Here is a 26,502-nt window from a genome sequence, read left to right on the forward strand (position 1 = left end):
GCAATGAAAACAGCAGAAGTAAAGGTAACCGTCGAACTTGACGCGCAGAACCTTCCGGAAACGATTACCTGGGAGAGCACAGACGCCAAAACAAATGATAAAGTGCCGGTTAAGGCCATGTTCATGGCCCTGTGGGATCATAATTATAAAAATTCCATGCGTCTTGACCTGTGGACGAAAGACATGCCGGTCGATGAAATGAAGCGTTTTTTCTACGAAACGCTGCAAACCCTTGGTGACAGCTTTCTGAAGGCCACCGGCGAAAAAAATATTGTTGAAGACTTGCGCGATTATTGTGCGCACTTTGCCGATAAAATGAATATTGAGCAAAAATAAGCCTATGCTGACCTTAAATAAATTTCGCGCTTTTATGGGCCTGATCCTATGTCTGATTGCCGGATTTTGCCCTTTCCTGAAAGTCCCGATCAAGGGAAACTGGAACCTGTACCAATCCGACCCCAGGCTTTTCCTGATCACGTACACGATTATAGCCCTTGGCGTGATCGCGCTCTTTGTCAGGAAAGCAGGCTTTTTCAAGTTCACAGCCTGGGTTCACCTGATCTGGTTTGTTCTGGCGGCGGCAGCCGTCTGGTTTAAATCGAACAACTACTTCAATTTCGGTATTGCAGACCGGTTGCTTGCCAAAACCATTCATTACCAATGGGGCTGGATCGTCTGGCTGGTTGGGGTGTTGTTCCTGATTATGAGTGTGCAACGCGGCAGGAACCTTGGCAATAAAGTACCGCCTGAAATGCCCAGGGTATAGCCGCCGGGTACGTGTTTAAAATTTTAACGCGGCCTGACCGGTTTGAGCCGTATCCCGTTCGTGCTGCAGCAGCCATTTTTTGCGCCATAGCCCTGCCGCAAAGCCAACGAGTTTTCCATCACTTCCAATAACCCGGTGGCAGGGTACTGCAATGATGACATTGTTCTTTCCGTTAGCAGCGGCCATAGCCCGGATGGCCAGCGGCCGTTCTGCAGCAAAGCTGGCGTATGACAGGGTTTGGGCATACGGAATAGCCAGCAACTGTTTCCAGACCTCTTTCTGGAAACCTGTACCCGGCTGGTCGACCGGGAAACTGAAACTGCGCAGTGTGCCGTCGAAATAGGCATTAAACTCTTTCGCAGCCAGTTCGGATAAGGAATTGGATACAAAACCGTCGAGGTTGTGCGGTTCGAAGCTGGCCCTGCAGACGTGCGTTTCGGTGGCAAAGATGTGGAGCGGCCCGATAGGCGTTTCGATGAGGGATGCGTATGTATTTATCATCAGAATACAATATTCTGAAGTAATGATACGCAAAAAAACCTTTCAGGGCCGAAAGTACTGCCGAACAATTATCTTTGCGGGCTATGCAGCTGGCAACACAGGTAAAAGAGTTGGTTCGAAAAGAAATGGTTCTTGAATGGCGTTCGAAATATGCGCTGAACGGCATTCTCCTTTACGTCGTTTCGACGGTGTTCGTCTGCTTTTTATCCTTTGTAAGTATTCCTGATAAAATTACCTGGAATGCGCTTTTCTGGATCATCATGCTTTTCGGCTCTATAAATGGGGTCTCGAAAGGATTTCTCCAGGAAACCCGGGGGCAGCAGTTGTACGGCTATTTCCTGGCAAGCCCGGCCGCCATCCTGCTTTCCAAAATGATTTACAATGTGGCCCTCATGATGTTTCTGACGCTGGTGGCCCTTGGATTTTATACACTCGTTTTTCATTATGTGCCGGCCGATATGCCCATGTTCCTGGCTGCGGTGCTGCTGGGAAGCCTGAGTTTCTCGACCATTTTCACCATGGTTTCGGCGATTGCCGCAAAGGCCGGTAACGGGGGAATGCTCATGGCGATTCTCAGCTTTCCGGTCATCGTCCCGGTACTGATTATGCTGATCAAGCTTTCCAAAAACGCCATAGACGGGCTTGACAGAAGCGTCAGCATGGACGAAGCTGGTATCCTGCTCGTCATAAATGTATTGGCCGTTAGCGTCTCTTTATTGTTATTTCCCTACCTTTACCGCGACTAATTTCTCAACAAAATATGTACAGATCCTGGTGGAAAATTCTTGCAGCATCCCTGGTTATTTACGCAACGGTAGCCGGTTTCCTGATGCCTGTTCCACGTATGGCCATCCTCAACGAGACCATCCGCAACCTGTACTTTCATGTACCCATGTGGTTTGCCATGATCGTTTTGTTCAGCATTTCAGTCTGGTACAGTGTCAGGTTCCTGGCTTCGGGCAAAGAGTCTGATGACCTGCGGGCTGTAGAGAGTGCCAATACAGGCATTATATTCGGTTTGCTCGGTCTGGTTACCGGTGCCTTGTGGGCAGGCTATACATGGGGCGAGTTCTGGAGCTTCGATCCGAAACAAAACTTTGCGGCCATCGCCGTATTGCTTTATTTTGCCTATTTCGTTCTCAGAAATGCGGTCGACGAAGAGCAGAAACGCGGAAAGATATCAGCCATCTACAATATTTTCGCATTTCCGATGATGGTTGTGCTCCTGTTCGTGCTGCCACGGCTTCAGGATTCATTGCATCCCGGTAACGGAGGCAATCCCGGGTTTAACAGTTACGACCTGGACAGCCGCATGCGCCTGGTTTTCTACCCCGCCTGCCTGGGCTGGATTCTGGTGGGGTACTGGGTATACAGCATCTGTTTTCGCCTGCGCAGCCTTGAAAATAAAGACATTCATTAAAAATAAATTAAGACCAACCGATGAAGAAGTTAATCGTTTCATTTTTAATGCTCCTGCTCGCCTATCCTGTACTGGCACAGGAGGCGGGCATAGAGATGGCAGACGGCCTGCGGGCATCTGGTAAAATTTATGTCGTGGTCATCTGCGTACTCGTTGTTCTTTTCGGCCTGCTGGCTTTTTTGTTCTCGCTTGACCGGCGTTTAAAAAAAATGGAAAAAAATTCTTCCGGAAAAATCTAAATTTAAAGCTTTAGAGGCCATTTTTTGCCGGTGCACACCTTATGTGTTGTTGATACACTAAGTGGTATGCTGTTTGCATTATTCATTCTTTTTAATGCAATTTTGCACGCATTAACACAAAACTTATCTATTCATCATAAAAACTTGTAATGGCTACTTTAGCAGAAGAGACTCATTTTTTTGCAGACGTCTGTAAAAATTTTGACAGCGCGGCCCGGTTTACCTCCCATCCGGAAGGTTTACTGAGTCAAATTAAAGCATGTAACAGTGTTTACCGTTTCCAGTTTCCGATCAGGAGAGGAAATGGTTTTGAAGTGATCGATGCATGGCGGGTTGAACATTCACACCACATGAACCCGACCAAAGGGGGTATTCGTTATAGTGACATGGTTAACGAAGACGAAGTGATGGCTTTGGCTGCACTGATGACGTATAAATGTGCCATTGTTAACGTACCATTCGGCGGTGCAAAGGGCGGTATCAAGATCAATACGAAAAATTACACCATTGGTGAGCTGGAAACAATCACACGCCGTTATACCACTGAACTCATTAAAAAGAACTTTATCGGCCCCGCAGTGGATGTACCCGCTCCCGACTACGGATCGGGCGAACGCGAAATGAGCTGGATTGCCGATACCTATATGACCATGAATCCTGGTCAGCTTGACGCACTGGGTTGTGTAACCGGCAAGCCGATTGCGCTGCATGGCATCCGCGGGCGTAAAGAAGCGACCGGAAGAGGCGTAGCCTATGCGGTCCGCGAATGTGTAAACGTTCCTGAAGATATGCAGAAACTTGGTCTTACGACTGGTTTGGGCGACAAACGCGTCATTGTACAAGGACTGGGTAACGTTGGTTACCACTCTGCTAAGTTCCTTTCTGAATTCGGCGCCACGATCGTTGGTCTTTGTGAATTTGAAGGTGCTATCTATAATGCGAACGGGCTGAACGTCGATGAAGTGTTCGCGCACCGCAAAAATACAGGCTCCATTCTCGGCTTTCCCGGTGCTACAGAATTTAAAAATTCTATGGAGGGGCTGGAACAGGAATGCGATATCCTCGTGCCGGCGGCGCTGGAAAACCAGTTTACCGAAGTCAATATCCGCAACATCAAGGCTAAAATTATTGCTGAAGGTGCGAATGGTCCGACGACACCAGAGGCCGAGGCTATCTTTACAGAAATGGGCGGCATCATCATTCCCGATATGTACTGCAACGCCGGCGGTGTAACGGTTTCATATTTTGAGTGGTTGAAAAACCTGTCGCACGTGGCCTTTGGCCGCATGGAGAACCGCTACGCGGAAAATTCAAACGCAAACCTGATCAATACGCTTGAGTCACTTACAGGCAAAACGATTCCGTCAGAACACCGGCTTATGATTGTTAAAGGTGCTTCAGAAATGGAGCTTGTAAACTCCGGACTGGAAGATACGATGATCCATTCTTACCATGAAATCCGGGAAACGCTGAAAATTAAACCTGCAACAGAGACTTTGCGTACAGCAGCCTTTGTTAATTCGATCGATAAGATCGCGGTTTCTTATATGAACCTGGGCGTTTGGCCTTAAACTAAGCCACTCGCTTTTTATGAAGACCCGGGCCTTGTGGTCCGGGTCTTTCTTTTGCCGCATATCGCGTACACAGCTTAGCCGGGGTGGTCAGCAGGCTGCAGAGCGGTTGCGGAGCTGTAAGGTTTCGGGATCAGGCTTCGACGGGGGCCAGGTCTACCACTTCGAAACTGCCATAAATGGCCATTTCTGCATTGTGGTTTACACGAAGGTTGAGTTTGAGTTTTTCAATCAGGTCGTTGGCATGTGCCACAGCCCGGTGCAGGTTATTCGCACCCCTGATTTCGATGCCTTTGGCAAGCAGTTTAAACTTTGAGGGCTCAAATTTGCTGATGAATTTCTGGAGGTCGGCGCTGATCTGGATATTCGAATTTTGCATGAAGATTTGGTTTTAGCTACAAAGCCTTTTTGAAACGGCTTTGTTTGATGCATTTGGCCTGTTTTAGCCAGGCGGCTGATTTTCAGCGGGTTTATTTCTTCACATTTTGCGCCACAGCGGCAGGGTCGTTCACCGTTGTCAAAAAAACCGGCTCAGCGGGTTAGTAGATGGCTCGGTGAAGCGCAGCACCGCGTGCACCCGCCAGGTGTCGCGGTGGGCAAAAGCACGAACGCGGAGCGTTTTCAGGGCCGCCAGGGATTGCCTCCATGAAGCATCCAGGCCTTGCAACCGGGTAAAGTCAATGTCGAGACCTGCAAACGCAGCTGAGGCCTGCGTTCGGGGGCGGGCAAACAGTTCGGGCGCTGTACCAGCACCGGCAATGGGGCCTTTTTCTAAAAACCGCAGGCTGAAAAGCGGAAAGAGCTGTTCATGTATGCTGCCGTTTTTTTCGACCAACTGGTTCATTTTGAGCAGGGCACCCAAACCATTGGTTTTTCCGGGTGCTGCCGCAGTGGTGATCCAGAAGGCCGGCACGTTTTTATTGACGGCAAGGGTTTCGGCAACTTTTTCAAAGTTGTCGTTAAACGTGTACCGGATTTCCGCCTGACGCTGCAGCACAACGCCAGACCATTCTGCATCAATGTTAGTTGGCATGGCCTGCCTGAGCGGCCGCATGTCAAACGAGCGGTTGGCCAGCCTGAGCGTTTCAGGTATGTGGCCGGAAAGATCGGCTTCAAGCCAAAACCGCAATGCCGAACCCGCGCTGAACTTGCGGTGGCGGCTGCTTTTTTTAGGCGCCATGTTTTTACCGGAGAACCATGCGTCTGCGGTAATAAGGCCATCGGCGGTATTTATTTTTACGGTTGCTGCCTGATCGGCATAAGCGAGGTCTGCACCATCCAGCCGGCCGAGCATGCTGCCCGAAATCGGTTTCAGATTGCCTCGCTGTAACAAGCCCAAAGCCTGGCGTTCTGCGTTGGCGTCAGGCCACAAGACAAGGGCAACGCGGCTGCCGTGCCTAACCCATCTGAAGGTGCGGGCGCCTGCCTTGTTGTCCGCCCAGCCTTTCCACGTAGCCGGTTGCTTTATTTCTTTATCAAAGGTCAGCGTATCTGTGCAATGCAGCAGGGTAAACCAATTGCTGCCAAGCCTGTAGAAATAGATTCTTGCAGGGATTTGAAGGCCTGACTTTCGCCAGGTGCGGCGGGAACCGTTTCTTTGCGAAAACAGACGGTCAATGGCCAGTTTCTGGTAAAGGCCATCGGTATGCACAGCCAGGAAAGCAGTGGCCTCTGGCGGCACCAGGGTTTTCCTGGCGGCGATATTTCGCATGCAGCAGAGCAGGAATATCCCCAGCAATGCCGCTCCCGCCAGGATGAGTATGGCCGACACTACTTTCTTCAGCATCTATTTTGCTGCTGCTGAAATTAACCTGAACAGGTATGCCAACGCGTTTTTTTCGCTGCCGCCGTTTTCTGCCACCAACTCTGCCGTTACGGTATTTTTACGCACCCCGCCCGAGCGCAGGTACACATTTCCCATACCTTTGAGTACTTCGTTGAAACGCAAGACGGTTTCGTCTCTAAGCCATGCATCAGTTGCCAGTTTCTGGCTCAGCGTTTTCGGACCAAAATAAAAACTCATTGCGTTTCTTGACAGCAACGACCGGTGCCTGGCCGATGTCTTCAGGCGTATTGTGCCTTTGGCCACGTCCTGCATCTGTGCCTGGGAACTGCCTACAAAAACAATGTTATTGCGAATGGTTAGGTACAGATCGACCGCGTCGCTTCCTTTGATCACTTTAAACAATTCGCCCTCTCTTTGCAGTACGCCTTTTTTCTCGCCCATAGCCAGCAACCTGTCGAATATCCGGTGGTCATCTGAACTGAACATAAACAGGAAATCGGGCGAGGGTTCGGTCTTGGTCTTCTCAACCGGTTCGGCGTCGAAGTCGTCACCCTCATATTCGTACGATTTGTACTTTACTTCTCGCTGCCTGATGTCGTTTACGACAAACAAGGCATCGCCTTTGATGACCTTGCCAATTGATTTTTCGTCAACAACAGTCGAGAAGATATCTGCCGCCAGGTCTGCTACTTCTGCCTCTTCACCGAACAGATAAAGCGGAACGGTGCGTTTCATCAATCCGGGAAATACATCGAGGTAAGCTTCCGTGTTGACTGCATAGCTGAAAAACCCGAGCGCTTTGTCGCTGTCTACGTAGTTCAGAAATTTTTTATTCAGCTTCCGGCTGTAGATCCGTTTGTAGTCGTCGGCCAAAGTCTTGTCCAGTTCCATGGCTGTAACGAGGCGAATCTGATCGTTATCAAAATACAGTTGTCCGGTCACGGTTTTAAAGCCGGAAAGGGAGCTGCGCGAAGCAGCCGGATTACGAAAGCCGAGCATGGAGAATGCAGGGGCAAGAACGTGGCTCAAATTCCTTACCCATACACTGGCTACCGCGTCGCGGTCCAGGCTGCGTGAAAAAGAAGGATCGCCGGTAATTCCCGGGCCATTGGCTGTAAACAGTCGTGAAGCTTCCGTTTCAGCCCATTTCAATGCCAGGCCCTTTTTGAGGTTCTCCTGTTCTGCGTAAGATTTTGTGTAATTGTTGTATAAGTCATCTGCTTTTTGTTGCGCTTTGTCTGCTTCGGTCGCTGCCTTCGCGGCATCTGCAGCAATCGGCGGAGGGACTGTAATCACGAGATCAGCCGAGTCGGGCGGTGTTGCGGCAACATCTGTTACGGAAACAGAATCGACGATAACGGGAGGCTGGTAATCAAGGATTTTTAGGCCGTGACGTGCCGCGTTTGCTTTGATGGCGAAAAAATCATCACGCAGGCCGGGCGAAACAACAAGTGCCTGTTTTTCATTCCAGGTAATGACCGTACTGCTGTCTGCAGCGGTCAGCCGGCTGGAACTTGCTTGCCGCTGTATGTTTCCTTTTCCGAGCAGGCTTTCAAATTTCGCCTGGTCTTTCAATGGCAGCCACACGCAGTGGTAACCTACACTGTCTGTTGTGGTGTAAAAATAAAAAGCGTCTGCAGCCAGGTCAACACCAAGGTCAGAGACAGTTTTTGGCTTTGAGGGGTCGTTCGCCGATTTGCTGAAAGCAGCCTTGCCGAGAACTGAACCATTGAACTCATCAACGCTGATCAGGTCAAAAAAATGACCTGTACGGAAGGTAGCGACTGCATTTGCCTGGGCAGGAATCCGGGTCATTAATTCCTGTGCATAGGCAAGACCGGTACCAAGAAGAAGAGCGGTTAAAAGGAATGTTTTTTTCATGTAGCGTAGTTACTTTTTGAGTTGCACGGTATTCGAGATGTTTGTTTTACCGTCTATCAGTGCAAGGATATTGCTGCGCAGCATAACCGCCTTTCCTGATCGCGAAATGGCGGCCTGCCGGTTGCTTACCGAAGCTACCTGCTGCTCGAACCTGTATATGGCAGTGTAGGTGGCGTCTTTAAATATGGCTTTATCTTCGCTTTTCAGTTTCGCGTATTCAGTGCGGGCGCTTGTTATGTGCTGATAATTGCGTTTAAATTGCAGCAAAGATGTATTAAAACTGTATGAAGACTGATCTGAGGACCGAATCTTCATCCTGTTGAGAATCGTTTTGCTCAGGTTGCTGATGTTGGCAACATTCCTGAAACCGAAACTGATTGTTGCAATGTAATTATTGAAGTCGGTACTGCTTTTCACGTTGCTGATGCCGGGCGATTGTTTTAAAAACGCCGCCGCTTCCGCCATTTCCTGCCTGATCTTTTGCTGACTGGGCACCTTGTAGCCGTTTACGCTGTCAAGCAGCATGAGCGATGCCACTTTTGATCTGCTCTGACTCAGGTTAATGGTCAGTGTAGCTGTGCCCGAGCCATCTGCACGCAGGTTGATCTCTTCAATGATCTGAAAACAGCCCGTCAGCAGCAGAGCTGAACAAAGGCAAAGCGAGAGCAGAAGTTTTTTCAAGGCAGGCGGTTTAACTTATTGGCGTTCAAAAGTAAGAAAAAAAGACAAAAGCCTGGCTTTTGCTGCAAACCTGCATGCGACAGCTTTACGTATCTTTATATATTGATGAAAAAATCGGACCTGTACCTGTTTGCCTGTATGGTTGCTTGCCTTTTGTTTGGCGCGTGTCAGCGCGGCCAGGATATTCCTGTGCAAGACGGCTTTGCTGTAGCCAGGAATGCCCGGCCCGGCGAGCGCACGGCCGTATTTGCTGCTGGCTGTTTTTGGGCTACCCAAGAGTGTATGCTGCAGCTGAAAGGGGTAAACCTGGTCATTAGCGGTTATGCCGGAGGGGGTGATAAGCGGCCTGATTATGAATCGATCACCAGTCACAGGGACCCGCATGCGGAGAGTGTACTGGTTTATTACGACCCGGAGCAGCTCAGTTATCACGACCTGGCCAGGGCTTTTTTCTTTGCGCATGATCCCACACAGGTTGACCGGCAGGGACCTGATGTTGGGCCCAACTACCGATCAGCAGCTTTTTTTAAGACGCAGGACGAAGCTCAGCTACTTCGCGCCCTTCGCGACAGCCTCGACCTGGCTGGCGTATTTACCGGTCCCGTAGCAACCGAGCTGATGCCGCTTGACCGGTTTTTCCCCGCCGAAGCCGAACACCAGGACTATTACCGGTCACATACTTACGAACCGTATATTCGCCGGGTGTCTAAACCCAAGGTTGAGAAGCTTCGAAGCAAGTTTCCGCAACTCATGAAACCCTGATCTTGCTTGCCCAAAGCTTCTTTGTCAGAGAACTATCAATTAAGTTTCATTGAACAGCGTTAAATCGCCGCGGTGGGTATGTTTTTCTATCTTTGTAGCCGAAATTTCAAAGTAAAATGAAGAAAAGTGCCATCATCGGATTGATCACCATCGCCATTTGCGTTGGCTTCCTGGTAAGCCTGAACGCTGACACGAATACCTACGCAAATTTTACCGAGGCAGCCAGCTCTGACCGGGAAGAACATGTAATGGGCTACTGGGAAAAAAGCAAAGGAACGCAGTATGACCCGCATGTTGATGCCAACAGTTTCGGATTTTATATGAAAGACCAGACCGGTAAAGTGAACAAGGTTATTTATAACGGGACCAAACCGCAGGATTTTGAGAAATCTGAGAAACTGGTCCTGATCGGCAAAATGGAAAACAATGTCTTTTACGCTTCAAAGATCCTCATGAAGTGTCCTTCGAAATACAACAATGAACTGGTAGAGATCAATCAGGACGGTACAGTTAAAAGCTAACAATCACTATTAATGGATATTCAGTACGCAGGAGAAACACTTTTACCGGGTCAGATCGGGCAATTTTTTATTGTACTCGCCTTCGGTGCATCGCTTTTATCGGCAATTGCCTATTTTTTTGCCAGCAACAGCAAAGAAGGGGAGCGTTCCTGGCAACGCATTGGCAGAATTGCCTTTCTAAGCAACTGGTTTGCCATTATCGGCATTGGCGTCATCCTGTTTTATCTCATCCTGAATCACTACTATGAATATTATTATGTCTGGTCTCACTCCAGCAAGTCCTTGCCGGTATATTACATTATATCGTCTTTCTGGGAAGGTCAGGAGGGAAGCTTCTGGTTATGGGCGTTCTGGCAGGCGCTGCTCGGCGCCCTGCTGATCTGGAAGGCCAAAAGCTGGGAAAACCCCGTCATGGCTGTCGTGGCCTTTTCGCAGGCTTTTCTTACCTCTATGCTGCTTGGTGTGGAAGTGCTTGGGAGCAGAATCGGCAGTTCGCCCTTTATCCTGCTCCGCGAGGCGACAAATCTCAAAGAATCGGCTCCGGTCATCTTTGCTGACCCCGAGAACGTAAAAAATTACCTGAAATTTATCGTAGACGGCAAGGGTCTGAACCCGCTGCTCCAGAATTACTGGATGGTGATTCACCCGCCAACCTTATTCCTAGGTTTCGCCGCCATGATCGTTCCTTTTGCCTACGGCATTGCCGCCCTCTGGCAAAAACGTTATAAAGACTGGATCAAACCGGCGCTGCCCTGGACGCTTTTTGCCGTAATGATCCTCGGAACAGGTATCATCATGGGTTCTTTCTGGGCCTACGAGGCGCTGAACTTTAACGGCTTCTGGGCATGGGACCCCGTTGAGAACGCGTCAATGATCCCCTGGCTTACGCTGATTGCGGCGGTGCACGTTATGATCGCCTATAAAAATTCAGGTCATGCGTATTTTACAGCCATTGCCCTGGTGTTCATTAGTTTTGTATTGGTTCTGTATGCGTCTTTCCTGACCAGAAGCGGTGTACTGGGCGAGACTTCTGTTCACTCGTTTACTGACCTGGGCATGTTTGGGCACCTGGTGCTTTATAATGTGGTTTTCCTGGCTATACCCGTTGTGCTGCTGGTTTTGAGGTGGAAAGAGTTGCCGATAACTACCAAGGATGAGGAAACGTATTCACGTGAGTTCTGGTTATTTATCGGATCGCTGGTGCTGACCGTGGCCTGTATCCAGGTTATATTCTCCACGTCAGTGCCGGTCTTCAACAAGGCTTTCGGAACAAACTTTACCCCGCCGATCGATAAGATCAAGTACTATAACCAATGGCAAGCTCCATTCGCCGTCATCGTAACACTGGTGTCTGGTTTTGCGCAATACCTGAAATACCGGCGTACAGATGCCAGGCTGTTCTACAGCAAACTGGTTTCTGCGCTGATCTTTTCGGTTGTGATCACTGCGGCCGTTGTGTACATCACAAAGGTGTATACCAATACCATGTATATTGTGCTTGCTTTCAGCTGTATCTTTGCTATTCTTGCCAATGCACAGATCCTGACGCAGGCACTTGGCAGCAGAAAGAAACTGGCTGGTTCGGCCGTTGCGCACATTGGTTTTGCCATGCTACTGGTAGGAGCGCTGATTGCCGCAGCAACCAGCGAATCGATCTCGATCAACGCGAGCAATTTTATCCCTGTGAAGGATTTCGAAAAAACGGCTAAGCCGGGCGAGAACATCATGCTTGTGCTCAACGAGCCTAAGAAAATGGGCAAGTATACCGTAACTTATACCGGCGATACCACGATTGCGCCAAATACTTTCTACGAATTAAGCTTCAGGGAAATTGATGATAAAACCGGTGAGGTGAAAGAAAGCTTTACGCTTCATCCGCAGGTCCAGGTAAACGAGACCATGGGGCTGATCGCTTCGCCAGACACGAAACATTTTCTTACCAAAGATATTTATACCCACATCACCAGCGCAGCCATTAAAGAGGAACATCAGGACCACGAAGGGCACAGCGATGACGAAAACTACAAAGCGCCGCGTATTGTTAAAGTTGCCGCCGGCGATACCCTGCATACCAGCAGCGGGATACTGAAAGTCGGTGAACTTAATAAACAGCCTACGGCAAAGAACCTGACCATCGCTAAGGACGACCTGGCGCTTGGCCTGCCGGTCGAGGTCACTGTTGCGGATAAAAGTTACAAGGCTGAGCCGATTTTCCTTATGAAAGGCAATAATGTATTTGACTTTGCAAGAAAAATTGACGAGCTCGGCATCAAAGTGCGGTTTTCAAGGGTGCTTCCTGAAGAAAAAAAGGTAGAATTGATGGTGTATGAAAAGCCACAGCAATCGAAAGACTGGATCGTTTTTACTGCTAAAGTATTTCCTTACATTAACCTGTACTGGTCTGGAACCGTCGTGATGGTGGTCGGTTTTGTCATGTCGATCCTGCGTCGCAGAAAAGAGGCCGCCAGAACTGTCTGATGAAAATCGTTATAGCCGGATCGGGAAATGTGGCCACTCAGCTGGGCCGCGCGCTCCTGGGGGCAGGTTTCCCGGTTGCCCAGGTCTGGAGCCCTACTTATGCGAATGCTGCAGAGCTTGCGGCGCGCCTCGGTGCGGCTGCGGTAGCTGAGGCCGGGGGGCTGGACCGGGACGCAGACCTGTATGTGCTGGCTGTAAAAGACGACGCGATACCAGCAGTAGCAGCCGGCCTGGCCGGTGTGCCGGGTATGGTGGTACATACTTCTGGTACCACGCCCATGCATGTGCTCAGTAAGCTGCCCGCTCACGGCGTCTTTTACCCGTTGCAAACATTTTCCAGGTTTCGCGAGATTGATTTTTCAGATGTTCCCCTTTGCCTGGAAGCGGGAAGTACAGCGGTGCTGGAAGGCCTCAGAACTTTGGCGGGCCGGTTAAGTTCACGGGTATACGAGGTGTCTTCAGCGCAGCGCAGGTCGCTTCATGTGGCTGCTGTCTTTGCCAATAATTTTAGTAACCACCTGTTTAGCATAGCGGCAGGCGTACTGAACGACAGTAATTTGCCTTTTGACCTGCTGCGGCCGTTAATTCGTGAAACTGCAGCCAAAGTACAGGATGGTATGCCCGCAGAAATGCAGACCGGGCCGGCCATCAGGGGCGATCAGCAGACCATTGACCGCCACCTCGGCATGCTGCAGTATAAGCCCGAATGGGCGCGGCTCTACCTCGACCTGAGCGAGAGCATTAAAAAGACCGGCAAATGATGCAATTGCCGGTGCAGGTTCTTATTTTTGCACAGAATTATGAGCATTTATAAACTTAAGATAAATTTCCAGGAGGCCGGACATGAGCCAGTGGAACTACCCATTGCAGCCGGCGAGTCTGTGCTCGATGTGGTGCTCGACAACGGGATCGAACTTCAGCACAATTGCGGAGGCGTATGCGGCTGCAGTACCTGCCATGTTTATGTTAACAAAGGCATGGACAACATTCAGGAGATATCTGACAAGGAAGAAGACTTTATTGACCGGGCCGAAAGTCCGCGCATCAACTCGCGCCTGGGCTGCCAATGCGTCGTCATAGACGGCGATATTGAAGTAACGATTCCCGATCAGTCTGGCTTTATGGGCCATTAATCTACATTAAACCAACCATACATACGACCATGCAGGACAAATTTGCGCTGCCTATTTATTGGCAGGATCATGAAGATATTGCACAGGAGCTTTACGAAAAGTACGGCGATGATTTTAACGAGGCCAAGATCTACCGCATCCGGTTTACTGAACTGATGCAATGGGTACTCGAGCTGCCCAATTTCAAGGGTACAAAGGAAGAATGCAATGAGGGTCACCTTGAGCAGATCCAATCTGCCTGGGTGTATGAGTGGCGTGACAACCAGTAAGTTCGTGTTCCTGCAAAAACTCAAAGACATTACTACGTTCGTGTTCGACGTTGATGGCGTGCTTACAGATGGCAGCATCCTGGTCAGCGAAACGGGCGAAGCGCTGCGGCAGTTCAACATCAAAGATGGTTATGCCCTGCAGCTTGCAGTTAAAAAAGGCTACAACGTTTGCATCATTTCAGGCGGTAAAGGCAAGGCTATGGAGCGGCGTTTCGAGAGCCTCGGCATTACCGATGTTTACCTGGGAGCAGGCGACAAGACGCTGCTCTTTCATGAGTACCTGGCCGCCAGGTCGGTTAGTCAGGCACAGGTGCTGTATATGGGCGATGACATTCCCGACCTGGCAGTCATGAAGCTGGCAGGCATTGCGGCCTGTCCGGCGGATGCTGTTCCCGAGATCAAAGCCGTTTCTATGTATATTTCCCCCTTTACCGGCGGGCGCACGGCCGTGCGCGACATCATTGAAAAAGTGCTGCGCGTACAGGGTCAATGGTTCGACAGGCAGCCCGATGCTGCCGATTCCGGTAAATAAGCCTGTATTGCAACAGGTATGTTACGGAGGCGCGTTAAACTTTTGAAGTGACCGGGCGCTCTAATCCGTCAACATAAACAACATTAAACATGAAAAAATTAGTAATGATCTTTGCGCTGTTACTGGGCGTAACAGCTTTCGCAAATGCACAGCAGCAAGGCGGCGGCGGAAACGCTGAGGAACGTACCAAGAGAATGGTCGCTGCACTTGGCGACAAGCTGAAACTGACTGAAGACCAGAAAACCAAAGTAAGTGCCATTTATGCAGATCAATGGAAGGCCATGCAAAAAGCACGCGAAGAGGCAGGCGATGACCGCAGCAAGATGCGCGAAACCATGATGAAGCAACGCAAAGAAACCGACGATAAGGTCAATGCATTGCTGAACGACGAACAGAAAAAGGCGTATGCTGCCTGGAAAGAAGAACAGCGCGCCAATATGACCAACCGTCAGCAAGGCGGGGGCGGCAACCAGTAAACCCAGCCGTAAAAAAAGACCTGACGAGTTTCGAAAGCCGTCAGGTCTTTTTATTTTTGGCCATGATCCAAAACCTTCCCCCTGTTATCCTCGCTTCGAAATCGCCGCGCCGTCAGCAATTGCTCGCCGCCATGGGCATCACTTACGAAAGTTTGCTCAAAGAGGTCGATGAACAATTCCCTCCGGGTCTGAAGCCAGAGGAGGTCGCTGTTTACATCTCAGAACAAAAGGCCGCTGCCTTTGCAGAACACAGCGGCACCCACCTGGTCATCACATCTGATACGATTGTAGCTCTGGACGGCGAAATTCTGGGTAAGCCCGCAGATGCCGCGCACGCAAGCGACATGCTGAACCGGCTGGCCGGACGAGCGCATGAGGTTTATACGGGGGTCACCCTCTTTTACCAGCAACATAAAGTAAGCTTTTTTGATTGTTCTGAAGTGTTTTTCAGGTCCGTTACCCAGGCCGAAATTGATCATTACCTTACCGTGGGGCAGCCGTTTGACAAGGCTGGCGCTTACGGCGTGCAGGACTGGTGGGGCCTGGTCGTTGTTGAGCGCATTAACGGCTCGTATACCAATGTGATGGGCCTGCCAACTGAGAGGTTATACCTTGAACTCAAAGAATTTGCTGGCCGTGCACGCCAGCGGCAGGAAAAACTGTAACTTTTGCCACCGCATCCCATCAAACACGAACTAAACTACTTTTATGTTAAGCGTACAGAATATTGTAAAGCAATACGTTGCGCACCGCGCACTTGACGATGTGAGCCTGGAGGTGCAAAAAGGCAAGATTTTTGGCTTGCTCGGCCCGAACGGTGCAGGCAAAACCTCGCTGATCCGGATCATAACCCAGATCACCGCGCCCGATAGCGGGCAGGTGCTGCTGAAAGGGGAGCGGCTGAACACAAGCCACATTGGGAATATCGGTTACCTGCCCGAAGAGCGGGGGCTTTACAAAAAAATGCAGATTGGCGAACAGATCCTGTACCTATCGAAATTAAAAGGGCTGAACACGGCCGAAGCAACCCGCCGCATCCGGTTCTGGTTTGAAAAACTGGATATGGTTAACTGGTGGGACAAAAAAGTCGAAGACCTGAGCAAAGGCATGCAGCAGAAGGTACAGTTTGTGGCCACAGTGCTGCACAGCCCTGAACTGGTCATTCTTGATGAACCGTTTTCGGGTTTCGACCCGGTTAATGCTGATCTGATCAAAAATGAGATTCTGGAGCTGAATGAACAGGGAACTACGTTTATCTTTTCCACGCACCGCATGGAAAGTGTCGAAGAATTGTGCGATGATATTGCGCTGATCCACAGGTCGAAAAAGGTGCTGGATGGCTCTGTTGAAGCCATTCGCGACCGCTACAAAAGCAATACCTACGCCGTGTCGTACAGCGGCGCTTTTGATCAGGCACTCGCATCGGGAATTTTCGAGGTCCTGCAAACGGAACCGGCCAGATCGGCAACAACCATGAACATAAAGATCAGTGAAGGCCGCACCGCCAATGATGTGCTTGCGCTTTTACTGAACCACGTTCAGGTGTACAGCCTGAATGAGGTGGTGCCATCTATGAACGAAATATTTATTGAACACGTGCGGAAAACCGACCAGGAATCATGAGCAAAATTTCACTTATCATCAGGCGCGAGTATTTTTCCCGTGTAAGGAAAAAGTCTTTTATCATTATGACCTTCCTGACACCGGTCATTATCGCGTTTTTTTACGGCCTTATCTTTTACTTTTCGTACAAGGAGATCAAAGACAGCCATGACCGGATCGTTGTTGTGAACGAAAACACGACACTGACCGAACCGCTCGCTTCAGACAAAAACATTCAATATACGTATTCACAAGAACCGCTTGCGACACTTAAAAAGAAAATTGATAAGGCCGGCTTCGATTACATTCTTTACCTCCCAGACTTCGATATCAGCGCCCCCCGGGGCATTCAGCTTTTTGGCAGCAAGCAGGCCGGTCTGTCGCTGAACAACCGCGTTGCTGACGATGTCGAGGCCCAGATCAGGAATTACAAACTCAGGCAGTCGGGTATTACACAGCAGCAGCTTGACAAATTAAGCAGTCCGGTAACGATCGATACAAAAAAGCTGGGCGACGCCGGCAAAGAAGAGGATTCTAGCGCCGGTGCCAGTACCATCATTGCTTTTGTAGCCGGCGTGCTGATGTTCATGTTTATCATGCTGTACGGAGTGCAGGTAATGCGGGGTGTCATCGAAGAAAAAACGAACCGGATCATTGAGGTCATGATCTCTTCAGTAAAGCCCTTCCAACTCATGATGGGTAAGATTATCGGTATTGCGCTGGTCGGCCTGACTCAATTTATGCTGTGGATCGTGCTGACCATGGCCATCTCGACCGTGGCCGTTGGTTTGTTTGTTGGCAAAGATGAAGCAAAAAAAATGGCGCAGACCGGCGTTAACACACCAGGAAACGCACTCCCCGGTCAGGATGCTGCGCAGAAAAGTCCTGTAGAGGGTATTCAGAAAAGCCTGGCCCACCTGGAAGTCGGCAAAATTCTTGGTGTATTCGTGTTTTTTTTTCTCGGTGGATACCTGTTCTATAGTTCCCTTTACGCAGCGATCGGTTCGGCGGTAGACAGCGAAACAGAAACGCAGCAGTTTATGATGCCTGTTATGATGCCTTTGCTGTTCGGCTACGCCCTGTCGCTCAGCGTGGTGACCAATGATCCTTACGGGCAGGTAGCTTTCTGGTTGTCGATGGTTCCGTTCACCTCGCCCATAGCGATGGTTGTGCGCATGCCATATGGCGTTCCGGCCTGGGAGCTTGCTTTGAGCATGGGTATCCTCGTACTCGGTTTTATCGGCACGGTTTGGTTTGCCGCGCGAATTTACAGGGTGGGCATCCTGATGTATGGCAAAAAAGCGAGTTTCAGGGAAATGATCAGGTGGTTTACCTATCGTGCTTAATACGTAAAACTTTTATACACCATGCGCGCAGCAATTATAGACATGGGCACCAACACCTTCCACCTTCTGGTGGCCAATGTGGTCGGTGCCGGCTACGAAATACTTTACCGCACAAGCCTGCCTGTTAAACTGGGCCAAGGCCGCATCAACGAAAACATCCTTATTCCCGAAGCCATGCAACGCGGCATAGCAGCCTTAAAAACTTTTGCGGCAACGATCGAAGAATACGGAGCAACTGAAATACGCGCTACCGCGACATCGGCCGTACGCAGCGCCCGCAACGGCCGGGAGTTCGTAGCATTGGTGAAAAATGAAACCGGTATTGAGGTGAAGGTGATCAGCGGCGATACCGAAGCCCAGTTGATTTATCAGGGCGTACGCCTTACGGGCGCGATCGAAGGCACGAGCCTGATCATGGACATTGGCGGCGGAAGTGTGGAGTTTATTCTTTGCACGGCCGATGAGGTGATCTGGAAAAAGAGTTATGACATCGGGGCGGCGCGGCTGATGCAGCAGTTTTTCCATTCCGATCCGTTAACAGCCGGAGAACGGGAAGCCATGCGCGCTCATTTTGTACCCTTGCTTGAAGACCTTGTAGCTGTTTGCCGCGCGCAGCAACCCCAAACGCTGATCGGGTCTGCCGGTGCGTTTGAAACCTTTATTCAACTGCTCGCTGCCCAGCAGGGGGCAGCGCTCGACCTGTCGCAGGTCGCTGCCGCCGATATCGATATTGAAGCGTACCGTGTGTTGTCATTGAGCCTTCAGCAGGCCACTCATGCCGAGCGGGCTTCCATGAAAGGCATGATTCCGCTTCGGGTGGATATGATCGTTGTTGCGGCGTTGCTCACCGATTACATGCTGGACCAATTGAACCCCGGCCGGCTGCGGCTGTCTACATTTGATTTGAAGATGGGCGTGCTGGCGGCGATGCTCGGGTAGACCGAAGGTGCGGGCAGCTAGGCACAAAAAAAGGCCCGTTTTCAGGGCCTCCATTGAATTGCAGGTGATTGAAAAAATCGCCTATATTGGCTGTCCGGTCGATTTAAACGTTTTTACAACTGTTATTTTTGGCGACCCGTCTTTCGGGGTAACATCAAATGATATTCTCATCAAGATGTTGGATGTCAATATCGACGTAGGCAAGCTACCAACTAATGTCAGACGCTCTACCTCATAAATTTCGCGCTCAGCAATGATCTCGCTGCTAAGTATCGAAGCGTCTCTATCAAGTACATCTGATCCGAAAGTCTTGGTTAGGATAATCTGCTTTCGTAAATTCGATATGTCGGCAACTGCCAGCAAAGCCGGATTAAAGAGGATCTGGTGAGAAGGTTCGTCAATTGAAAAGTCAAAACGTACCCTCGCACCTTCGAGGGAGGGAGGGCTGTCAAGGTTATAGGTAGTCCGTTTTACCTTTATGATCGGTTCTGCGGACAAGTAAAAAAGTCCTAATGGTTGGTTATAGCTGGGGTAGAAGCCAGGCGAATTTTGATTGTTAAGTGTGCCGGGAATCGAAAAGGTGTTTGTGAATAGCTGACTGGAAACCGTTGCCGTGCCGGATGTTTCGATGGTAGAATTAATTTTTAAATTTACTTGCTGAGCTACTGTTGTAGATCCGCCACCTCCGAGAAGTCCACTCAGAAAGCCCTTGATCAAGCCGGAAACGCCATTAGATGCAGCATCGATAATCGCATTTTTCAATTGCTCCGACTTGGGAAATTTCAAATTTTCCGCTGCCTTCTTCGAGCCTATTTTCATTCCGGCGTCTATTACGCCATTCGGAAGGTTGGCAAAGAAATTGGGGGCAGGCTGTTGATGTTCTATTGTGCCTGATATTGTTCCTGTTTCTTTACCGTTCAGACTGATTTGAGTTATCGAATTGGGATTAATTGACCACTCGAACTGAAGGTTCTGATAGTCTGTAGAACCAATTGTGTGATCGTATGCAATCTCAAACTCTGCTGCGTACCAAGAACCGGTACTGGATACCATATGTTGTTGCAACTGTGAGACAGCGCCTGCGTTGTCGTTAATTTTTATAACATCTTTTGATGAAAAGTTCAGAATGGGCGAATTAGCAGCGGCGGTACCCAGTAATTTAAGCTGATAGTTTAAGTTACTCGATGGATAATTAGCAGGTGTCGAAAAATAAAAATATGTGCGCAACAGGCCACGGTATTTGTTATACAACATGAAGTATGCCGGGTTATAAACTACATTGTTGTTGAATGTGTTATAGACAAGTTCCCACCCATCCGCTTTCTTATAGTCAAAGACGATATCTTCATCCATCTTCCGGCCACCTAGGCCCGAGCTCCACGGCACAGGTATAGGGGGGGTACCTGCCGGGCTAGGCATAAAGTCAATGTGCTCCCAATCCAATGGGTAAGCCGGTATTCCTGCTAAATTCGGAAGGGGTGTTTTGTTCTTGGAAAGGTGTGTGTCGTTGGCAGGATCAACAGGTTTTTTGCAAGCTAAAAAGACAGCGCAGAAGATCAAAAGCGCCGACAAGGGCCATTTGGAGAATAAGGAATGATTCATGGGATGAAATTATTATGCTAATGTAATTGTCCTGACAGTTTGATTTTCATGGTAACATAAATATTACGAGATCAGGAGCCGGTCAGATCTCCGTTTTCCGCTACACGCTTGATAAGCTCGTCTGGCACGTTTATAAGAAGATCGACTTGTCGACTGTTCATTAAAGTACGTCATGAATTAGTCTTTAAAAACAAACCCCGGTTTTGCCGGGGTTTGTTTTTATTCAAAGTATTCTTTCATTCGGTCAAAGAAACTCTTCTCATTTTTGCCGGGCTGCGGCTTAAAATTAGGAGACTCACGGAGGCGTTCGAGGATGATCTTCTCTTCGCTGCTCAGCGCCTTTGGCGTCCAGATGTTGATGTGGATAATCTCGTCTCCGCGGTGGTATGAATTGACTTCGGGAAGGCCCTTGCCTTTCAGGCGCAGCAGCTTGCCGCTTTGCGTACCCGGATCAATTTTGATCTTGGCCCGGCCATCTATTGTCGGTACTTCTGCGGTTACACCCAAGGCTGCATCTATAAAGTTCAGGTGCAGGTCATAGACCACATTGTTCCCTTCGCGCTTCAGTGTTTCGTGGGGCAGCTCTTCGATCAGAATGATCAGATCGCCGGGAATGCCGCCGTTGGGGGCCGCGTTGCCTTTGCCGCTCATGCTTAACTGCATGCCATCGCTTACTCCTGCAGGGATATTGATGGTAATGGTTTCCTCCCCACGCACCACGCCGTCGCCATGACAGGCGGTACACTTTGAGGTGATCTGCTGTCCGCTTCCGTTACAGTTTGGACAGGTTGATGTGGTCTGCATCTGGCCGAGAATGGTATTGGTTACCCGCCGTACCTGGCCGGCTCCGCCGCAGGTTTGACAGGTACTGACCGAAGACCGGTCTTTGGCGCCTGTACCGTCGCATGTTTTGCAGGGAACCTGCTTATTGACCTTGATCTTTTTTTCAGCACCATGTGCAATTTCTTCAAGATTGAGCTTGACCTTGATGCGCAGGTTTGAGCCTTTTGCAACCCTGCGGCCGCCCTGACGCTGCCCGCCGCCACCGCCGCCGAAAAAGCTTTCGAACGGGTTGTGTCCGCCAAAGATGTCGCCGAACTGGCTGAAAATGTCGTCCATATTCATGCCACCGCCGTAACCGCCGCCAGCCGCACTGCTGCCCACACCGGCATGGCCGTATTGGTCGTAACGCTGTTTCTTCTCAGGATTGCTCAGCACCTCGTAGGCCTCTGCGGCCTCCTTAAAATTGTCTTCAGCAACCTTATCGCCCGGGTTTTTATCCGGGTGGTACTTGATAGCCAGCTTGCGGTAGGCTTTTTTAATTTCCTCCGCAGATGCGCTACGGCCAACGCCCAACACGTCGTAATAATCTCTTTTACTCATCTTATTCTACTGATCGGATCGGTTGCCTGCAGCCGCGCGCTGACGATGCAGCACGCAATTTTCAGGTTGCCGGTCCCAATTTCTTTATGCTCCTACCACCACTTTCGCGAAGCGGATCACATTGTCATTCAACGTGTATCCTTTTTCAACCTCATCTATAACCTTGCCCTTCAGTTCTGGCGAAGGCGCCGGAATGTTTGTTATGGCCTCGTGAAAATCGGTATCAAATTCTTTATTGATGCTTTCCATTTCTTTCAGCCCTTTTTGCGACAACGCAGTTTTCAATTTCTGGTGAACGAGTATAATGCCCTCACGCAGCGATTTGATGTCATCACTGGTCTCAGTCGCTTTCAGTGCGCGGTCAAAATCGTCCAGCACGGTTAGCAGGGACACGATCACATCCTTGCCTGCAGTCTGCAGCAGCTCAACGCGTTCTTTCTGGGTGCGCCGTTTATAATTGTCAAATTCTGCATATAAACGCAGGTACTTATCGTTCAATGCCGCGTTTTCCTGTTTCAGCTTTTCTTCTGCAGCCGGCTCCTCGGTTGGTTGAGCTGTTGCTTGCGCCTGCTCGGCATGCTCGCCGGTTAGTTCTGTCTGCTGGGTTTCATTTAATGCCTCGTCTGTAGTTTCTTTATTGGTATCCATCTCTCTTTCTTTAGCTTCTTGATTTTTTTTCTTGCCAAACATAGGTTCTGTGCGGTTGCTTCGGTTTTCGGGGGGACTTCAATTTTTCTGCCAAGGGCAAAAAGCCGCCATGCTGTCAGTTTTCTGACGCATCAGCTGGTGGCATTGTACTTTCTGACCGAAGCCCGCAGTGCGGACTGTCAGTTTAGACCAGTTGGACATTGTCGGTAATGACCCCGTTTTCGCACTTGATGATGCGCGAAGGGAAGGTGCGGATGATGTGGTAATCGTGGGTAGCCATCAGCACCGCCGTTCCATTCTGGCTGATCTGCCTGAGCAGGATGACGATCTCTTCTGATGTATCAGGGTCCAGATTTCCGGTTGGCTCGTCTGCTAGAATAATTTCCGGATCATTGAGCAGTGCCCTTGCAATCACCACACGCTGCTGTTCTCCGCCCGAAATCTCATGCGGCATTTTTTTGATCTTGGAACGCAGACCTACCTTGTCAAGTACATCTTTAATGCGCTCTGCGATCAGCGCTTTATCAGACCAGCCGGTTGCCCGGAGTACAAACTCCAGGTTTTTTTCAATGGTACGGTCGGTAAGCAACTGAAAGTCCTGGAAAACAATGCCCAGTTTGCGGCGCAGGTAAGGCACATCTTTTTCTGCCAGGGTTTTCAGGTCGAAATCGGCTACCATGCCCTCGCCGTTGCCAATATGCAGATCGCCGTAAATGATTTTCAGCAGGCTGCTCTTGCCCGAACCGGTCTGGCCGATCAGGAAGGCAAATTCGCCTTTGTCGATATGCAGGTTTACGTTCGAGAGAACCAGGTGTTTCTGCTGAAATATATCTACGTTCTTTAAATGAATTACTGCGTGTTCTGCCATGTTAAATCTCTAATTTCTGGATTTGTCCGAAGGGAAGTTCCCTGATCAGTTCCATGATGTAATCCTGTTTGGCAGCAAGGCCAAGCTTTTCAAGCGACTTATCGGGACGGTCAACACGGAAATAAGCCAGTAAGGTGAACTTCTCGTCTCTTAGCTGGACATAATCCGGAATTTTAGCGATCCCCTTTACCTTGATTACATACATTTGCTCAAAAATAGGATTTCAAAATGAATTTCTGCCTAAAAGCAGCAATATATCGGCTTACAGTCCTGCCAGGAAAGCCGTGGTGTCGATGTTGTCGGCATAGTCCCATAAACGCGGCTGCTGGCTCCGGCCAAAGGGTATAACCGGTAAGGCGCCTTGTTGTTCTGCCGTAACGATGCACTGAATGTTTTCCTGGGCCTGCTGAAGCTGACTGACCGCGTCGTCGGCCTGCTGATAGTGGCTGTAGTACAGCACAGCAAGAGGCGAAGCCAGGGCTTCATCTTCTTTAACGAGCAAGAATCCATTGTCCAAATGCGGAACCAGGTTAACCAGGTAAATGGACTTGTTGTAATCGTAATTGTTGTTGTATTTGAAATGGTTGATAATAGGCTGGTGTATTTCGATCGCCCTGAAAAATGCGCCAAAGTCGTACCCTTCGGGTACCAGCAGCTTTGAAACACTCCGGCAGCCGAGCCCGAAATAAGCAAAAATGTCATCGCCGAGTGCGGCCAGCTCAGCATCGCTTTCATGTCCCGTAAGCAGGGCTACGCTGTTGCGGTTCTTGCGGATGATATTTGGCACTTTGCCGAAATAATAATCAAAATACCTGGATGAATTGTTGCTTCCTGTAGCAATGACGGCGTCAAAGCCCTGCAGGCGTTCCACATATTGAACGCGGCCGGCAAAAGCCGGCTCGGCGCTGATGAGTTGATTTACGACGTAAGGCAACAGCAGATCATCTGAAGAGGAGAGTTTAACCTGCGCGTGGTGGCCGGTAGCGAGTACACACAACAGATCATGCAGGCCAACCATGGGAATGTTGCCGGCTAGGATCATTCCAACCTGACGGGGTTTATCAGTAATCCGGATGCCTTCCACCCAGGTCCTGATATCCGGCCCGCGCAGCATGGCGGCCAAGCCTGCAGTGGCACGGTTCACCTGTTCAGGGGTAAACCAGGGATTGCGGTTTTGAACGCGTACCGACAGCTCCTGCCAGCCGGCGTCGGGCTGCCTGAAAAAATCGCCGAGACTGGTCAGTGCAGAAATGACTTTTTCGTGGTTTAGCGCAATCATTTTTCCTATTTATGTGTTATATTTGCAGCCGCAAAGGTAAACTTTAGCAATAGATTAGAACGAAAACAATGGCAATTAAAATAACTGACGAATGTATCAACTGCGGGGCCTGCGAACCCGAATGCCCGAACAACGCCATTTATGATGCCGGTACAGCATGGCGCTTTTCAGACGGTACCGCATTAAACGGGATCATTGATTTTGGCGGACAGGAAGTGGATGCAGAAGCTGCCCAGGAAGCGGTATCAGACGAAGTCTATTATATCGTTTCAGACAAGTGTACAGAATGTAAAGGCTTCCACGACGAGCCGCAGTGTGCTGCCGTTTGCCCCGTTGATTGCTGCGTGGATGACGAGGATGTGCGCGAAACAGAAGAAGAATTACTTGCCAAAAAAGCCTGGCTGCACCAGGAAGGTTAAGGCCTGGTCAGGTTTATCTCATAAAAAGCCGGTCTGCATCAGCAAACCGGCTTTCCTTTTTTAGTGCGCTAAACATCACATTTGTTCGGAACGATCAACACCGGACAGGCAGATTTCCGGGCTACGTGCTCGGCAACACTTCCCATCAGGAAATGGTAAATGCCGGTACGGCCGTATGTTCCAATGACAATGAGGTCTGCCCCCCAGTCATCGGCCTGCTGGATGATCCCATGTGCCGGGCTGTCTACCGTACTCAGGTATGTGGTTGGCACGCCTTCAGCATAGCGGCTTTCAATTTCTTTCAATAACAGATGGCTGTTTTCTTCGCTGTTGTCATACGTTTCAAGAAATACAGGCGCGAGCGTGAGGTCAGGATTTACGTTAGCGGGCACCGGTTCGATGATGTTGACCAGAGCGGTTTCGGCGCCAAATCTGCGGGCCATTTCGTATCCGGCTCGCGCCGCTTTTTCTGAGCACGTACTGTTGTCTACGGCGACCAGGATTTTTTTGAATTCCATGACTTTGCTGTTTAGATTTACCTTTATATCACAACAATTTTTTCAGGGTTATGTTCGCCTCAGCGGTTTATTTGTTAGTTTAGACGCCATGATGGAAACACCGAACAAAGGGTTTGGCATTTGCGTGGTAGCGGTAGCCCCGCTGCGCGCCGAAGGCTCAGACCGGGCAGAAATGGTCTCGCAGGTTCTCTTTGGCGAACATGTTACAGTCATTGAAAAGACGGACAAGTGGTGGCTGATACAGAACGCTTATGACGGCTATGAAGGCTGGATAGACTTCAGGCAGCTTACGGCCATTGACCAGGAAACCTTTGTCCGGCTCGAGGCGCCGGGGCATCTCGTTCCCTTGCAGGCAGGCCTGGCCGTACATCATCCCGAATGGGGGCGTACTTTCCTGAGCCCGGCAAGTCCTTTGCCCTTTTACGATAATGGAACGTGCCGGCTGGGCGGCCACACTTTTACCCTTAATTTTGAGCCATATCTTCCCGGGCAGGAAGACCTGATCGGCATGGCCCGGTTTTTCAGGAACACACCTTATTTGTGGGGCGGGCGTAATTTGTCAGGGATCGATTGCTCGGGTTTCTGCCAGACCATTTTCCGGTTGGGGGGCATCCGCCTCAGGCGTGACGCCTCGCAGCAGGCTGAACAGGGCAGCCTTGTTGCTTTCCTCGCTGAGGCGCGCGACGGGGACCTGGCCTTTTTTGACAATGAGCAGGGCCGTATCACCCATGTGGGGATGATGATCGGGAACGATACCATTATTCATGCTTCTGGAAAAGTGCGGATTGACCGGATCGATGACCAGGGCATCTTCAATGCTGAACTGGGCCGGTACAGCCACCGGCTGCGTATTTTAAAGAGGTTTATGGAATAGCCGGGGCT

General features: G+C 49.9%; 32 protein-coding genes. 20 read left to right on the forward strand and 12 right to left on the reverse strand.

The genetic code is table 11. The annotated features are described in order from the left end of the window. The first annotated feature begins 3 nt into the window (after nt 1–3). Both gldC and C7T94_RS17955 read left to right on the forward strand, forming a co-directional pair. Entirely contained in the window at nt 4–336 is a 333-nt protein-coding gene (gldC, locus tag C7T94_RS17950) for a gliding motility protein GldC (RefSeq protein ID WP_107217251.1), read from the forward strand. 4 nt (nt 337–340) lie between these two features. Next, nucleotides 341–766 carry a hypothetical protein gene (locus C7T94_RS17955; RefSeq protein ID WP_107217253.1) on the forward strand — a complete coding sequence of 142 codons (426 nt, stop codon included), beginning with the start codon at nt 341–343 and terminating at the stop codon, nt 764–766. Nucleotides 767–781: 15 nt separating this feature from the next. Here C7T94_RS17955 and C7T94_RS17960 read toward each other — a convergent pair whose 3' ends face one another. Beyond that, nucleotides 782–1,267: a methylated-DNA--[protein]-cysteine S-methyltransferase gene (locus C7T94_RS17960; RefSeq protein ID WP_107217256.1), complete on the reverse strand. Its 486-nt coding sequence runs from the start codon at nt 1,265–1,267 to the stop codon at nt 782–784. An 83-nt stretch (nt 1,268–1,350) separates the two neighbouring features. Between C7T94_RS17960 and C7T94_RS17965 the strand changes: the two genes are divergently transcribed. From C7T94_RS17965 to C7T94_RS17980, 4 genes are all read left to right on the forward strand, one after another. Beyond that, nucleotides 1,351–2,013, forward strand: a complete 663-nt coding sequence (locus C7T94_RS17965) for a heme exporter protein CcmB (RefSeq protein WP_107217258.1) — start codon at nt 1,351–1,353, stop codon at nt 2,011–2,013. A gap of 14 nt (nt 2,014–2,027) precedes the next feature. Further along, entirely contained in the window at nt 2,028–2,687 is a 660-nt protein-coding gene (gene ccsA, locus C7T94_RS17970; RefSeq protein ID WP_107217260.1) for a cytochrome c biogenesis protein CcsA, read from the forward strand. Between the two features lie 20 nt (nt 2,688–2,707). Further along, nucleotides 2,708–2,926, forward strand: coding sequence for a CcmD family protein (locus tag C7T94_RS17975; protein WP_107217262.1), 219 nt, complete (start codon nt 2,708–2,710; stop codon nt 2,924–2,926). A 149-nt stretch (nt 2,927–3,075) separates the two neighbouring features. Then, nucleotides 3,076–4,497 carry a Glu/Leu/Phe/Val family dehydrogenase gene (locus C7T94_RS17980; RefSeq protein WP_107217264.1) on the forward strand — a complete coding sequence of 474 codons (1,422 nt, stop codon included), beginning with the start codon at nt 3,076–3,078 and terminating at the stop codon, nt 4,495–4,497. Between the two features lie 133 nt (nt 4,498–4,630). Here the strand turns inward: C7T94_RS17980 and C7T94_RS17985 are convergent, their stop codons facing one another. The 4 genes from C7T94_RS17985 to C7T94_RS18000 all read right to left on the reverse strand — a co-directional run bounded on the left by C7T94_RS17985 (nt 4,631) and on the right by C7T94_RS18000 (nt 8,845). Continuing rightward, nucleotides 4,631–4,876, reverse strand: a complete 246-nt coding sequence (locus tag C7T94_RS17985) for a hypothetical protein (protein WP_107217266.1) — start codon at nt 4,874–4,876, stop codon at nt 4,631–4,633. Nucleotides 4,877–5,014: 138 nt separating this feature from the next. Continuing rightward, entirely contained in the window at nt 5,015–6,283 is a 1,269-nt protein-coding gene (locus C7T94_RS17990) for a hypothetical protein (protein ID WP_107217268.1), read from the reverse strand. Beyond that, entirely contained in the window at nt 6,284–8,164 is a 1,881-nt protein-coding gene (locus C7T94_RS17995; RefSeq protein WP_162618754.1) for a hypothetical protein, read from the reverse strand. Between the two features lie 9 nt (nt 8,165–8,173). Next, nucleotides 8,174–8,845, reverse strand: coding sequence for a hypothetical protein (locus C7T94_RS18000; RefSeq protein ID WP_107217272.1), 672 nt, complete (start codon nt 8,843–8,845; stop codon nt 8,174–8,176). A gap of 105 nt (nt 8,846–8,950) precedes the next feature. Here C7T94_RS18000 and msrA point away from each other — a divergent pair, with 105 nt between their 5' ends. The 12 genes from msrA to C7T94_RS18060 all read left to right on the forward strand — a co-directional run bounded on the left by msrA (nt 8,951) and on the right by C7T94_RS18060 (nt 18,903). Further along, nucleotides 8,951–9,607 (forward strand): peptide-methionine (S)-S-oxide reductase MsrA, encoded by a 657-nt coding sequence (gene msrA / locus C7T94_RS18005; protein ID WP_162618755.1) that lies wholly within the window; start codon nt 8,951–8,953, stop codon nt 9,605–9,607. Nucleotides 9,608–9,723: 116 nt separating this feature from the next. After that, nucleotides 9,724–10,128 carry a cytochrome c maturation protein CcmE domain-containing protein gene (locus C7T94_RS18010; RefSeq protein WP_107217275.1) on the forward strand — a complete coding sequence of 135 codons (405 nt, stop codon included), beginning with the start codon at nt 9,724–9,726 and terminating at the stop codon, nt 10,126–10,128. A 12-nt stretch (nt 10,129–10,140) separates the two neighbouring features. Next, nucleotides 10,141–12,606 (forward strand): heme lyase CcmF/NrfE family subunit, encoded by a 2,466-nt coding sequence (locus C7T94_RS18015; RefSeq protein WP_107217277.1) that lies wholly within the window; start codon nt 10,141–10,143, stop codon nt 12,604–12,606. Then, on the forward strand, nt 12,606–13,367 hold the full coding sequence (locus C7T94_RS18020; RefSeq protein WP_107217279.1) for a Rossmann-like and DUF2520 domain-containing protein: 762 nt from the start codon (nt 12,606–12,608) through the stop codon (nt 13,365–13,367). Before C7T94_RS18015 ends, C7T94_RS18020 begins: the two co-directional genes overlap by 1 nt. 39 nt (nt 13,368–13,406) lie before the next feature. Then, complete coding sequence (locus C7T94_RS18025; RefSeq protein WP_107217281.1) at nt 13,407–13,739, forward strand: 2Fe-2S iron-sulfur cluster-binding protein; 333 nt, start codon at nt 13,407–13,409, stop codon at nt 13,737–13,739. A gap of 29 nt (nt 13,740–13,768) precedes the next feature. Further along, complete coding sequence (gene iscX / locus C7T94_RS18030; protein WP_107217283.1) at nt 13,769–14,008, forward strand: Fe-S cluster assembly protein IscX; 240 nt, start codon at nt 13,769–13,771, stop codon at nt 14,006–14,008. Further along, nucleotides 13,986–14,540 carry a KdsC family phosphatase gene (locus C7T94_RS18035; protein ID WP_107217285.1) on the forward strand — a complete coding sequence of 185 codons (555 nt, stop codon included), beginning with the start codon at nt 13,986–13,988 and terminating at the stop codon, nt 14,538–14,540. The genes iscX and C7T94_RS18035 overlap by 23 nt, the downstream gene beginning before the upstream one ends. A gap of 89 nt (nt 14,541–14,629) precedes the next feature. Beyond that, nucleotides 14,630–15,016 (forward strand): periplasmic heavy metal sensor, encoded by a 387-nt coding sequence (locus tag C7T94_RS18040; protein WP_107217287.1) that lies wholly within the window; start codon nt 14,630–14,632, stop codon nt 15,014–15,016. Nucleotides 15,017–15,078: 62 nt separating this feature from the next. Further along, nucleotides 15,079–15,681: a Maf family protein gene (locus C7T94_RS18045; protein WP_107217289.1), complete on the forward strand. Its 603-nt coding sequence runs from the start codon at nt 15,079–15,081 to the stop codon at nt 15,679–15,681. 43 nt (nt 15,682–15,724) lie between these two features. Further along, on the forward strand, nt 15,725–16,639 hold the full coding sequence (locus tag C7T94_RS18050) for an ABC transporter ATP-binding protein (RefSeq protein WP_107217290.1): 915 nt from the start codon (nt 15,725–15,727) through the stop codon (nt 16,637–16,639). After that, nucleotides 16,636–17,964: an ABC transporter permease gene (locus C7T94_RS18055; RefSeq protein ID WP_107217292.1), complete on the forward strand. Its 1,329-nt coding sequence runs from the start codon at nt 16,636–16,638 to the stop codon at nt 17,962–17,964. Before C7T94_RS18050 ends, C7T94_RS18055 begins: the two co-directional genes overlap by 4 nt. A gap of 21 nt (nt 17,965–17,985) precedes the next feature. Then, nucleotides 17,986–18,903: a Ppx/GppA phosphatase family protein gene (locus tag C7T94_RS18060; RefSeq protein WP_107217294.1), complete on the forward strand. Its 918-nt coding sequence runs from the start codon at nt 17,986–17,988 to the stop codon at nt 18,901–18,903. A gap of 81 nt (nt 18,904–18,984) precedes the next feature. Here C7T94_RS18060 and C7T94_RS18065 read toward each other — a convergent pair whose 3' ends face one another. The 6 genes from C7T94_RS18065 to C7T94_RS18090 form a co-directional block, all read right to left on the reverse strand. Continuing rightward, nucleotides 18,985–20,505, reverse strand: coding sequence for a hypothetical protein (locus tag C7T94_RS18065; protein WP_107217296.1), 1,521 nt, complete (start codon nt 20,503–20,505; stop codon nt 18,985–18,987). 219 nt (nt 20,506–20,724) lie between these two features. Beyond that, nucleotides 20,725–21,888 (reverse strand): molecular chaperone DnaJ, encoded by a 1,164-nt coding sequence (dnaJ, locus tag C7T94_RS18070; RefSeq protein WP_107217298.1) that lies wholly within the window; start codon nt 21,886–21,888, stop codon nt 20,725–20,727. 84 nt (nt 21,889–21,972) lie between these two features. Beyond that, entirely contained in the window at nt 21,973–22,536 is a 564-nt protein-coding gene (locus tag C7T94_RS18075) for a nucleotide exchange factor GrpE (protein WP_239495063.1), read from the reverse strand. Between the two features lie 184 nt (nt 22,537–22,720). Further along, nucleotides 22,721–23,404, reverse strand: a complete 684-nt coding sequence (locus tag C7T94_RS18080; RefSeq protein WP_107217302.1) for a cell division ATP-binding protein FtsE — start codon at nt 23,402–23,404, stop codon at nt 22,721–22,723. Nucleotide 23,405: 1 nt separating this feature from the next. After that, nucleotides 23,406–23,609 carry a fructose-6-phosphate aldolase gene (locus tag C7T94_RS18085; protein ID WP_107217304.1) on the reverse strand — a complete coding sequence of 68 codons (204 nt, stop codon included), beginning with the start codon at nt 23,607–23,609 and terminating at the stop codon, nt 23,406–23,408. Nucleotides 23,610–23,666: 57 nt separating this feature from the next. Next, nucleotides 23,667–24,683, reverse strand: coding sequence for an acyl-CoA reductase (locus C7T94_RS18090; RefSeq protein ID WP_107217306.1), 1,017 nt, complete (start codon nt 24,681–24,683; stop codon nt 23,667–23,669). Nucleotides 24,684–24,751: 68 nt separating this feature from the next. Here C7T94_RS18090 and C7T94_RS18095 point away from each other — a divergent pair, with 68 nt between their 5' ends. Then, a complete protein-coding gene (locus tag C7T94_RS18095; protein ID WP_107217308.1) occupies nt 24,752–25,102 on the forward strand; it encodes a 4Fe-4S dicluster domain-containing protein in 351 nt (116 codons plus the stop codon). A gap of 68 nt (nt 25,103–25,170) precedes the next feature. Here the strand turns inward: C7T94_RS18095 and C7T94_RS18100 are convergent, their stop codons facing one another. Then, nucleotides 25,171–25,620 carry a universal stress protein gene (locus C7T94_RS18100; RefSeq protein WP_107217310.1) on the reverse strand — a complete coding sequence of 150 codons (450 nt, stop codon included), beginning with the start codon at nt 25,618–25,620 and terminating at the stop codon, nt 25,171–25,173. 88 nt (nt 25,621–25,708) lie between these two features. On the opposite strand from C7T94_RS18100, the gene C7T94_RS18105 reads away from it, so the two are divergent. Next, nucleotides 25,709–26,494, forward strand: coding sequence for a C40 family peptidase (locus C7T94_RS18105; RefSeq protein WP_239495064.1), 786 nt, complete (start codon nt 25,709–25,711; stop codon nt 26,492–26,494). Nucleotides 26,495–26,502: the final 8 nt, after the last annotated feature.

Source organism: Pedobacter yulinensis, from assembly GCF_003029735.1.
Lineage (GTDB): Bacteria > Bacteroidota > Bacteroidia > Sphingobacteriales > Sphingobacteriaceae > Pedobacter > Pedobacter yulinensis.

Coding starts and splice junctions, on each gene's coding strand:
- C7T94_RS18080 (WP_107217302.1), bottom strand. CDS start 23,404: ATGGCAGAACACGCAGTAATTCATTTAAAGAACGTAGATATATTTCAG.
- C7T94_RS18045 (WP_107217289.1), top strand. CDS start 15,079: ATGATCCAAAACCTTCCCCCTGTTATCCTCGCTTCGAAATCGCCGCGC.
- C7T94_RS17980 (WP_107217264.1), top strand. CDS start 3,076: ATGGCTACTTTAGCAGAAGAGACTCATTTTTTTGCAGACGTCTGTAAA.
- C7T94_RS18105 (WP_239495064.1), top strand. CDS start 25,709: ATGATGGAAACACCGAACAAAGGGTTTGGCATTTGCGTGGTAGCGGTA.
- C7T94_RS17960 (WP_107217256.1), bottom strand. CDS start 1,267: ATGATAAATACATACGCATCCCTCATCGAAACGCCTATCGGGCCGCTC.
- C7T94_RS18055 (WP_107217292.1), top strand. CDS start 16,636: ATGAGCAAAATTTCACTTATCATCAGGCGCGAGTATTTTTCCCGTGTA.
- C7T94_RS18090 (WP_107217306.1), bottom strand. CDS start 24,683: ATGATTGCGCTAAACCACGAAAAAGTCATTTCTGCACTGACCAGTCTC.
- C7T94_RS18035 (WP_107217285.1), top strand. CDS start 13,986: ATGAGTGGCGTGACAACCAGTAAGTTCGTGTTCCTGCAAAAACTCAAA.
- C7T94_RS18025 (WP_107217281.1), top strand. CDS start 13,407: ATGAGCATTTATAAACTTAAGATAAATTTCCAGGAGGCCGGACATGAG.
- C7T94_RS17965 (WP_107217258.1), top strand. CDS start 1,351: ATGCAGCTGGCAACACAGGTAAAAGAGTTGGTTCGAAAAGAAATGGTT.
- C7T94_RS17990 (WP_107217268.1), bottom strand. CDS start 6,283: ATGCTGAAGAAAGTAGTGTCGGCCATACTCATCCTGGCGGGAGCGGCA.
- ccsA (WP_107217260.1), top strand. CDS start 2,028: ATGTACAGATCCTGGTGGAAAATTCTTGCAGCATCCCTGGTTATTTAC.
- C7T94_RS17995 (WP_162618754.1), bottom strand. CDS start 8,164: ATGAAAAAAACATTCCTTTTAACCGCTCTTCTTCTTGGTACCGGTCTT.
- dnaJ (WP_107217298.1), bottom strand. CDS start 21,888: ATGAGTAAAAGAGATTATTACGACGTGTTGGGCGTTGGCCGTAGCGCA.
- C7T94_RS18095 (WP_107217308.1), top strand. CDS start 24,752: ATGGCAATTAAAATAACTGACGAATGTATCAACTGCGGGGCCTGCGAA.
- iscX (WP_107217283.1), top strand. CDS start 13,769: ATGCAGGACAAATTTGCGCTGCCTATTTATTGGCAGGATCATGAAGAT.
- msrA (WP_162618755.1), top strand. CDS start 8,951: ATGAAAAAATCGGACCTGTACCTGTTTGCCTGTATGGTTGCTTGCCTT.
- C7T94_RS18050 (WP_107217290.1), top strand. CDS start 15,725: ATGTTAAGCGTACAGAATATTGTAAAGCAATACGTTGCGCACCGCGCA.
- C7T94_RS18015 (WP_107217277.1), top strand. CDS start 10,141: ATGGATATTCAGTACGCAGGAGAAACACTTTTACCGGGTCAGATCGGG.
- C7T94_RS17955 (WP_107217253.1), top strand. CDS start 341: ATGCTGACCTTAAATAAATTTCGCGCTTTTATGGGCCTGATCCTATGT.
- C7T94_RS18100 (WP_107217310.1), bottom strand. CDS start 25,620: ATGGAATTCAAAAAAATCCTGGTCGCCGTAGACAACAGTACGTGCTCA.
- C7T94_RS18020 (WP_107217279.1), top strand. CDS start 12,606: ATGAAAATCGTTATAGCCGGATCGGGAAATGTGGCCACTCAGCTGGGC.
- C7T94_RS18060 (WP_107217294.1), top strand. CDS start 17,986: ATGCGCGCAGCAATTATAGACATGGGCACCAACACCTTCCACCTTCTG.
- C7T94_RS17975 (WP_107217262.1), top strand. CDS start 2,708: ATGAAGAAGTTAATCGTTTCATTTTTAATGCTCCTGCTCGCCTATCCT.
- C7T94_RS18040 (WP_107217287.1), top strand. CDS start 14,630: ATGAAAAAATTAGTAATGATCTTTGCGCTGTTACTGGGCGTAACAGCT.
- C7T94_RS18075 (WP_239495063.1), bottom strand. CDS start 22,536: ATGGATACCAATAAAGAAACTACAGACGAGGCATTAAATGAAACCCAG.
- C7T94_RS18085 (WP_107217304.1), bottom strand. CDS start 23,609: ATGTATGTAATCAAGGTAAAGGGGATCGCTAAAATTCCGGATTATGTC.
- C7T94_RS18065 (WP_107217296.1), bottom strand. CDS start 20,505: ATGAATCATTCCTTATTCTCCAAATGGCCCTTGTCGGCGCTTTTGATC.
- C7T94_RS17985 (WP_107217266.1), bottom strand. CDS start 4,876: ATGCAAAATTCGAATATCCAGATCAGCGCCGACCTCCAGAAATTCATC.
- gldC (WP_107217251.1), top strand. CDS start 4: ATGAAAACAGCAGAAGTAAAGGTAACCGTCGAACTTGACGCGCAGAAC.
- C7T94_RS18010 (WP_107217275.1), top strand. CDS start 9,724: ATGAAGAAAAGTGCCATCATCGGATTGATCACCATCGCCATTTGCGTT.